Raw genomic sequence first — 7,049 nt, forward strand, 5'->3', positions numbered from 1 at the left:
CCGCCGGGTCCGCCCTGGGGAGGGGTCTGCCAGTCATGTCTGCTGTGTCCGCGGAGACGACGTATCTGGAGCTGTCGCAGGACGGCGGCGGTGCGCACAAGTTCTACGAGGTGTCCGTCGACGGCCAGACGGTGACGGTGCGGTACGGACGGATCGGCGCCGCCGGCCAGACCCAGACCTCCACGTTCCCCACCGTGGAGAAGGCGCGCGCCGCCGCGGCCAAGAAGGTCGGGGAGAAGGTCCGCAAGGGGTACGCGCCGGCCGTCCCGGGCCAAAGGGCCCCGCGCGCGGTGACCCGCCGTCAGGTCGCGTCGGCCCCGTCGACGGCCCGCGCGGTCGCACCGGTGCTGTGGCGGTTCCGGACGGGCTCGGCGGCGTTCGGCATCCACGTCGACGACGACCGCTGCTGGGTCGGCAACCAGGCGGGCGACGTCTACACCCTGGACCACGACGGCGCCGTCCTCGCCCGCTTCGCCCTGCCGGACGGCGTGAAGTGCCTGGTCGCGGACGACTTCTGGATCTACGCGGGCTGTGACGACGGCCGCGTGTACGACCTGTCGTCGAAGCTGCCGTTCGCGGCGTACGACATCGCGGCGGACGTCGACATCTTCTGGCTCGACATCCACGAGGGCGTGCTGAACGTGTCGGACCGCGCCGGCCGGCTCACCGTCATCGACCACGAGGACGAGCACCAGTGGGCCCGCCGCAGCCGGGGCGAGCACGCCTGGATGGTCCGCGCCGACGACCGGGCCGTCTACCACGGCCACCAGCGGGGCGTGACGGCGTACGCGCCCGACGGCGGTGGCGAACTGTGGCACACGGCGACCCGCGGCGGCGTCCTGTTCGGCTGGCAGGAGGACACGGCGGTGTACGCGGGCACCGCGCACCACGCCGTGCAGCGGCTGTCCAAGGACGACGGCCGGATCGAGGCGACGTACGCCTGCGACAGCGCCGTGTACGCGTGCGCCACGTCACCCGGCGGGCGGTTCGTCTTCGCCGGTGACGCGGCGTCCTCCGTGTACTGCTTCGACCGGGACGGCACACGCCTGTGGAAGCTCGGCACGGGCGGCGGCTCGGCCCTGTCCATGCAGTACCGCGACGAGCGGCTCTACCTGGTGACCACGGACGGCTCGCTGGTCTGCGTGGACGCGGGCGAGACGGCGATCGAGGCCGCCCAGCGCGGCACGGTCCCGGTGGCCCGCGACGTGAAGCTCGCCGCCGCCCTGCCGACGTACGCGCCGGCGACGGCCGCGGCCTCGGTGGCCGCGGTGGCGGACGCCCCCGCCGGCTCGGTCGTCGTGGAGTGCGTCCAGGACGGCGGACGGCTCCGGGTGCACGTCGTGTCCGAGGGCTACGAGCCCTCGTGGAACGTCCAGTTCCCGCGCGCGATACGGGAGCCCGGCGCACGCTACGCGGTGGACGCGCTGCACGCCGCGGCGGGCGGCTTCTACCGGGTCCGCGGCGACATCAGGCGGCTCCTGTGACCGGGGCGGGCGGCGCGTTCGAGGCCGCCACCGGGGACGGGCCCCCGCGCCCGGACCCGGCGGCGGCCGAGCGGCGCGCCGCCGAGGTCCGCACGGCGTACGAGGGGCTGCTCCAGATCCGGCGGCTCACCAACACCGGGGGCGGCGACCCCGGGGCCGTGCCGGCCCCGTGGGAGCGCAACCAGCCGGTGAAGGCGGTCGCGCTGGCCCTGGAGGCGGCAGGCGTCCCGCCGTCCGCGCTGGACGCCGAGGGACGGCGCGTCAGGACCGGCTACCGCGTCGGCCCCGGCGACGGCCCGGGGCAGGTGCGGGTGGAGTGGCTGGGCCCGCCGGGCGGCGGCGCCGCCCAGGAGGAGGACACCGCCCTGGCGGGGTGCGCGCGGGCCCTGGAGCGGCTGGGCTGGGAGGCCCTGCTGTACCGGGGGCCGCGGCGACGGCGCCACCTGGAGGTCGAGCCGCTGCCCGCCCCCGGCTGACCGGGGCCGGCCCACGGCCGGGACGGTCGGCGGTTCAGGCGATGGACGCCGACACGATCGCGGACACCGCGAGGTTGCAGGAGGCCGTCACCCACACCGCCGGGTGCGGCTCCGGCTCCACCAGGAGCGCGCCCAGGCGGCCCGGCGTGATCAGGTCCACCACGACGAACGCCACGGCCATCATCACCAGACCGAGCAGACCGAACACCGCGGTCGACACGAGGCCCTTGCCGAAGTCGTCGTACGTCGACCAGATGGAGGTGAACACGATGCCGCCGATGCCGAGCAGCGCCGAACTCAGCAGCAGGGCGCCGTTGCGGTTGCGCTGCTCCCAGACGAGCCGCCGGAGGTTGCCGGGGGTCAGCACGTCGACCAGGACTATGCCGAGGATCAGCAGGACCAGCCCGAGGCCGCCGTAAGCGGCGGCCCGGCCGAGTCCGTTGACGATGTCGATCATGATGAGCCGGCTCCCCGTTGCAGAAGTGATCTAAGTGATCGCGGTCAAGGCGACGCAAAATGTAGCGCACGGCCCGAGGCCACCGGCCCGCGCGGGCGGGGGACGCCCGTGACCCGTATGGCCCCGTCACCCGGCGCGCGGCGCCGACTCCCGCGCACAGTGGTACGGCACGCGAGGCGCCGCCCCGCGCTCCCGTGCCGCAGCAGTCCGACGCCGGGAGGAGCCGCATGGCGCTCGACGGGACGGCGGAGGCGGGTGGCCCCGCTGCTCCGCCACCGGGTGGCCGGCCGCGCGGGTGGCCGGCCGCGCGAGGAGCCGGCGGTGCGATGCCGGGCGGCACACGGGGCCGCCGCCCACGCCGGCTCCCGCGCCCCCGCACGCGCCGACGACCGACGCCCCCGTGGCCGACGACCGACGCCCAACGCCCCCCATGGCCGACGACCGACGAAAGGCCCGGACCCCATGAGCAGCACCACCCAACGCCACCCGCTGTCGTTCCTCGTCATGACCGGCTCCCGGCGAGCCGACTCGTTCAACACGAAGCTCGCCCGGCTGGCCGTGGCCGCCGTCGAGGCCAACGGGGCGTCGGCGACCTTCGCCTCCGTCAGGGACTTCCAGGTGCCGGACTACGATGCCGACGCCGAGGCCGCCGACGGCATCCCGCCCGGAGCCGAACGCTTCCGCAAACGGCTCCACGAGGTGGACGCACTGATCGTCGCGTCACCCGAGTACAACGCCTCCGTCCCCGGCGTCCTGAAGAACCTCGTCGACTGGACGTCCCGGTTCCGTCCGCAGCCCTTCAACGAGATGCAGGTGCTGCTCCTGTCGGCGTCCCCGTCAATGGTCGGCGGCAACCGCGGCCTGTGGGCCCTGCGCGTCCCGCTGGAGCACCTCGGCGCCCGCGTCTACCCCGACATGTTCTCCCTGGCCGCCGCCCACACACAGCTCGACGACGGGGGCCGCATCGCGGACGGGACGCTCCAGGAGCGCTTCGAGGCGAACATCGTCAACTTCATGAACCTCGTCGAGGCCACCACGCACTACCCGTGCGTCAAGAAGGCCTGGGTCGAGTACCTCGGCGAACACCCGGACCCTGAGGTCGATCGCGTCCAGGCGGAGGCCAACGTCCAGGCGGAGGCGGGTTAGACGCCCACCCGGTGGGCGACGTTTGTGGGCCGCGGCGGCGGTCACCCGGACGGCACGACCGACGTGCGTCGAGACGGTCCGCGAGGGACCAGAGGGAGATGCCATGACTTCGGTGGCCGACTACGTGCTGGAACGGGTTCGCGGATGGGGCGTCGACCGCGTCTACGGGTACCCCGGTGACGGGATCAACGGCCTGCTCGGCGCCTTCGGACGGGCCGGGGACGGGCCGGAGTTCATCCAGGCGCGGCACGAGGAGGCCGCCGCGTTCATGGCGTGCGGGCACGCCAAGTTCACCGGTGAGGTCGGCTGTTGCGTCGCCACGTCCGGGCCGGGCGCGATCCACCTGCTCAACGGCCTGTACGACGCCAAACTCGACCACCAGCCCGTCGTCGCGATCGTCGGCCAGCAGCGGAGGCTGAGCCTCGGCTCCTCCTACCAACAGGAGATCGCCCTCGAACAGCTCTTCGCCGACGTGTCCGAGTACTGCCAGATGATCACGCATCCGGGGCAGGCGCGGCACGTCGTGGACCGGGCGTTCAAGACCGCGCTCACCACCCGCTCCGTCGCCACGGTCATCATCCCGGAGGACGTCCAGGAAGAGGAGGCGCAGCCCTCGCCGCCCAAGCAGCACGGCTCCGTCTACTCCAGCATCGGCTGGAGCCGCCCGCGCGTGCTGCCCGACGCGACCGAGCTCCGCAAGGCCGCCGACGTCCTCAACGAGGGCGCCAAGGTGGCCATGATCATTGGTCAGGGCGCCGCGCACGCCGAGGCCGAGGTCGTCGAGGCCGCCGAACTCCTCGGCGCCGGTGTCGCCAAGGCCCTCCTCGGCCGCGAGGTCCTCCCCGACGACCTGCCGTTCGTCACCGGCCCGATCGGCCTTCTCGGCAGCAAGGCCAGCGACGACATGATCCGCGGCTGCGACACGCTGTTCATGGTCGGCACGTCCTTCCCGTACGCCGAGTGGCTCCCCGACGAGGGCCAGGCCCGCGGCGTCGAGATCGACATCGACGGCCGCATGATCGGCATCCGCTACCCCATGGAGGCCCACCTCGTCGGTGACGCCCGCGAGACGCTCAGGGAGCTGATCCCCCTGCTGCACCGCAAGAAGGACCGCTCCTGGCGCAAGAAGATCGAGAAGGACGTCAAGGAGTGGCACCGGGTCCTCGACCGGCGCGCCCACCAGAGCTTCGACGGCAAGGTCAACCCGCAGAGCGTCGCCGCCGAACTGTCGCCGCGCCTCCCCGACCGCTGCATCCTCACCGCGGACTCCGGCTCGGGCACCAACTGGTGGGCCCGCCACCTGAAGCTCCGCAAGGGCATGCACGCCTCGCTGTCCGGCACGCTCGCGACGATGGGCCCCGCCACCCCGTACGCCATCGCCGCCCGCTTCGCCCACCCCGACCGGCCGGTGATCGCCTTCATCGGGGACGGCGCGTTCCAGATGAACGGCATGAACGAGATGATCACCGTGAAGAGGTACTGGGACCGGCTCGCGGGCGGCCCGCCGCTGGTCTTCTGCGTCTTCAACAACCAGGACCTCAACCAGGTCACCTGGGAGCAGCGCGCCCTCGCCGGAGACCCCAAGTTCCCCGGCTCCCAGGACATCCCGGACGTGCCGTACGCGCGGTACGCCGAGCTCCTCGGGCTCAAGGGCGTCTACTGCGACGATCCGAAGAAGGTCGGCGCGGCCTGGGACGAGGCCCTGCGCAGCGACCGCCCGGTCGTCCTGGAATTCAAGGTCGACGCCGACATCGCCCCCATCCCGCCGCACATCACGCTGGACCAGGGCGTGAAGGCCGCGAAGGCCGCCGTACGGGACCCCGACGGCGTCGGCATCGCCACCCGCGGCGTCCGCCAGAAGCTCACCGACCTCACCGGCCACCTGAAGGGCGGCCGCGGCTCCGCGTGACGGTTCCCACCGCCTTCCCCGCGGCCCCGAGTGACGGGCCCCCACCGCCCCGCCCCGCCACCCGGCCCGGGCGGCGGGGCAGGGCGGAGCACCCGGGTCACGGCCGGTCGTCGTGGTGCGGGGGCTCCTGGAGGAGCTGCCGCACGGCCCGGTGGGCGTCCACGAGGAGCGAACCGTGCAGCCCCATCCACTCGGGGTCGGCGGCACCCCTGCCCGCGAGGAGCCGGCGCAGCTCCTCGTGCGCGGCGCCGGCGTCCTCGACCGCCCGCCGCAGCCGGGACCGCGCCGCCCCGGAGTCCTCGGTGACGACGTGCCCGAACGCGGTCACGGCGGTCGCCAGGCGCCCGAGGAGCCGCGCGTAGTGCATCGCCACGTCCTCTTCGGGACGCGGCCTGCCGCTGCCGCCGTCGGCCGCTTCCCGCAGCGTGCGCGTCAGGTCGCGGGTGGAGCGGACGAGTTCTTCGAGCACGTACGTCGTGTGGGCGTACGGGCCCTGCCGGCGCAGGAGCCGCGTCCGGCGGCGCGCGACCGGGTTGAGGCGGGCGCTCTCCTCGGTCCTGGCCAGGGCGTCTTGCGCCTCGTCGGCGAGCTCGCCGACCCGCCGGGCCTGCTGGTCCCACGCGCGGGCGTCCCCGTGGTCCCAGGGGCCGGCCAGTCCCCGGGCGACGCGGGCCAGGCACTCCGCGGCCGCGTCGAGGGCGGTGCGCAGCGAGGCGCGGCCGTCGCGCAGGTACACCGGAGGGCGGACCAGCATGTTGACCGCCACGCCCACGGCCGCGCCCAGCAGCGACTCCAGCAGCCGGGCGACGGCCTGGCCGACACCGGGGTCACCGGCGGTGAGGGTGAACAGGGCCGCTGTGGCGCCGTAGATCCCCTGGTCCCCGAGCTTGCGCCAGTTGCCGACGAGGAGGGTGACGGGGAGCACCAGGACCATGGCCACCGTCGGGTCGTCGAGCGCCATGCCGGCCGCGGTCGCGAGGGTGGTGCCCAGGGCGATGGCCGCGAGCTGCTCCAGGCTCCGCGCCAGCGACTGGTACACCGTGGCCCGTACGAGGGCGACCGCCACCCACGGGGCGATGAAGGCCATCGGCGCGTGCAGCACCCGGCTCGCGACGACCCACGCGACCAGGGCCGCCAGCGCGGCCTTGAGCGCCTGGGCGACCAGGTCGCGCTCGCGTCCCGGCCCCGCCCGGGCGCGTCGTACCGCACGCGACACGGACCGGGTCTCGGCGCGCAGGGCTTCGGGGAGGTGGTGCCACGATTTCGCCATCCGGTGCGCGTGCCACGAACGGCCCCTCCGCACACTCCCGCATCCGTCCCCGCGCCGCGCTCCGTCCCACCCACCCCCGCGCCCGCATCCGCCCGCGCCCGCATTCGCCCCCGTGCCCCGCGCGCCCCGGCCCACCCGCGCCGCGCCCCGGCCGCACCTGCTCCCGCGCTCTGCTCCGGCCGCATCCGCCTCCGCGCCGCGCTCCCGCCCCACACCCGTATCCGCCTCCGCGCCGCTCCCCGCGCCCCGCGGGGCGCGGGGAGCGGCGCGCGCCGGGGTGGGCGGGCGCCGCGTCGGGCGGGCGCCG

6 protein-coding genes are annotated in these 7,049 nt (G+C 74.6%); 4 read left to right on the forward strand and 2 right to left on the reverse strand.

The features are described from left to right. Positions 1 to 35: 35 nt before the first annotated feature. A complete protein-coding gene (locus RND61_RS21720) occupies positions 36 to 1,484 on the forward strand; it encodes a WGR domain-containing protein (protein ID WP_315879708.1) in 1,449 nt (482 codons plus the stop codon). After that, positions 1,481 to 1,960: a hypothetical protein gene (locus RND61_RS21725; protein ID WP_315879709.1), complete on the forward strand. Its 480-nt coding sequence runs from the start codon at positions 1,481 to 1,483 to the stop codon at positions 1,958 to 1,960. Before RND61_RS21720 ends, RND61_RS21725 begins: the two co-directional genes overlap by 4 nt. Before the next feature lie 34 nt (positions 1,961 to 1,994). Here the strand turns inward: RND61_RS21725 and RND61_RS21730 are convergent, their stop codons facing one another. Continuing rightward, entirely contained in the window at positions 1,995 to 2,417 is a 423-nt protein-coding gene (locus tag RND61_RS21730) for a DUF350 domain-containing protein (protein ID WP_315879710.1), read from the reverse strand. A 462-nt stretch (positions 2,418 to 2,879) separates the two neighbouring features. On the opposite strand from RND61_RS21730, the gene RND61_RS21735 reads away from it, so the two are divergent. Next, entirely contained in the window at positions 2,880 to 3,563 is a 684-nt protein-coding gene (locus RND61_RS21735) for an NADPH-dependent FMN reductase (RefSeq protein ID WP_315879711.1), read from the forward strand. A 103-nt stretch (positions 3,564 to 3,666) separates the two neighbouring features. Beyond that, complete coding sequence (locus RND61_RS21740) at positions 3,667 to 5,472, forward strand: thiamine pyrophosphate-requiring protein (RefSeq protein ID WP_315879712.1); 1,806 nt, start codon at positions 3,667 to 3,669, stop codon at positions 5,470 to 5,472. A gap of 97 nt (positions 5,473 to 5,569) precedes the next feature. Here RND61_RS21740 and RND61_RS21745 read toward each other — a convergent pair whose 3' ends face one another. Next, the gene (locus RND61_RS21745; RefSeq protein ID WP_315879713.1) at positions 5,570 to 6,742 is read right to left on the reverse strand and encodes an FUSC family protein; all 1,173 of its coding nucleotides are present in this window, start codon (positions 6,740 to 6,742) and stop codon (positions 5,570 to 5,572) included. Between the last annotated feature and the right edge of the window lie 307 nt (positions 6,743 to 7,049).

The organism is Streptomyces tamarix, assembly GCF_032423885.1.
Lineage (GTDB): Bacteria > Actinomycetota > Actinomycetes > Streptomycetales > Streptomycetaceae > Streptomyces > Streptomyces tamarix.

Coding starts and splice junctions, on each gene's coding strand:
- RND61_RS21720 (WP_315879708.1), top strand. CDS start 36: ATGTCTGCTGTGTCCGCGGAGACGACGTATCTGGAGCTGTCGCAGGAC.
- RND61_RS21730 (WP_315879710.1), bottom strand. CDS start 2,417: ATGATCGACATCGTCAACGGACTCGGCCGGGCCGCCGCTTACGGCGGC.
- RND61_RS21735 (WP_315879711.1), top strand. CDS start 2,880: ATGAGCAGCACCACCCAACGCCACCCGCTGTCGTTCCTCGTCATGACC.
- RND61_RS21740 (WP_315879712.1), top strand. CDS start 3,667: ATGACTTCGGTGGCCGACTACGTGCTGGAACGGGTTCGCGGATGGGGC.
- RND61_RS21745 (WP_315879713.1), bottom strand. CDS start 6,742: ATGGCGAAATCGTGGCACCACCTCCCCGAAGCCCTGCGCGCCGAGACC.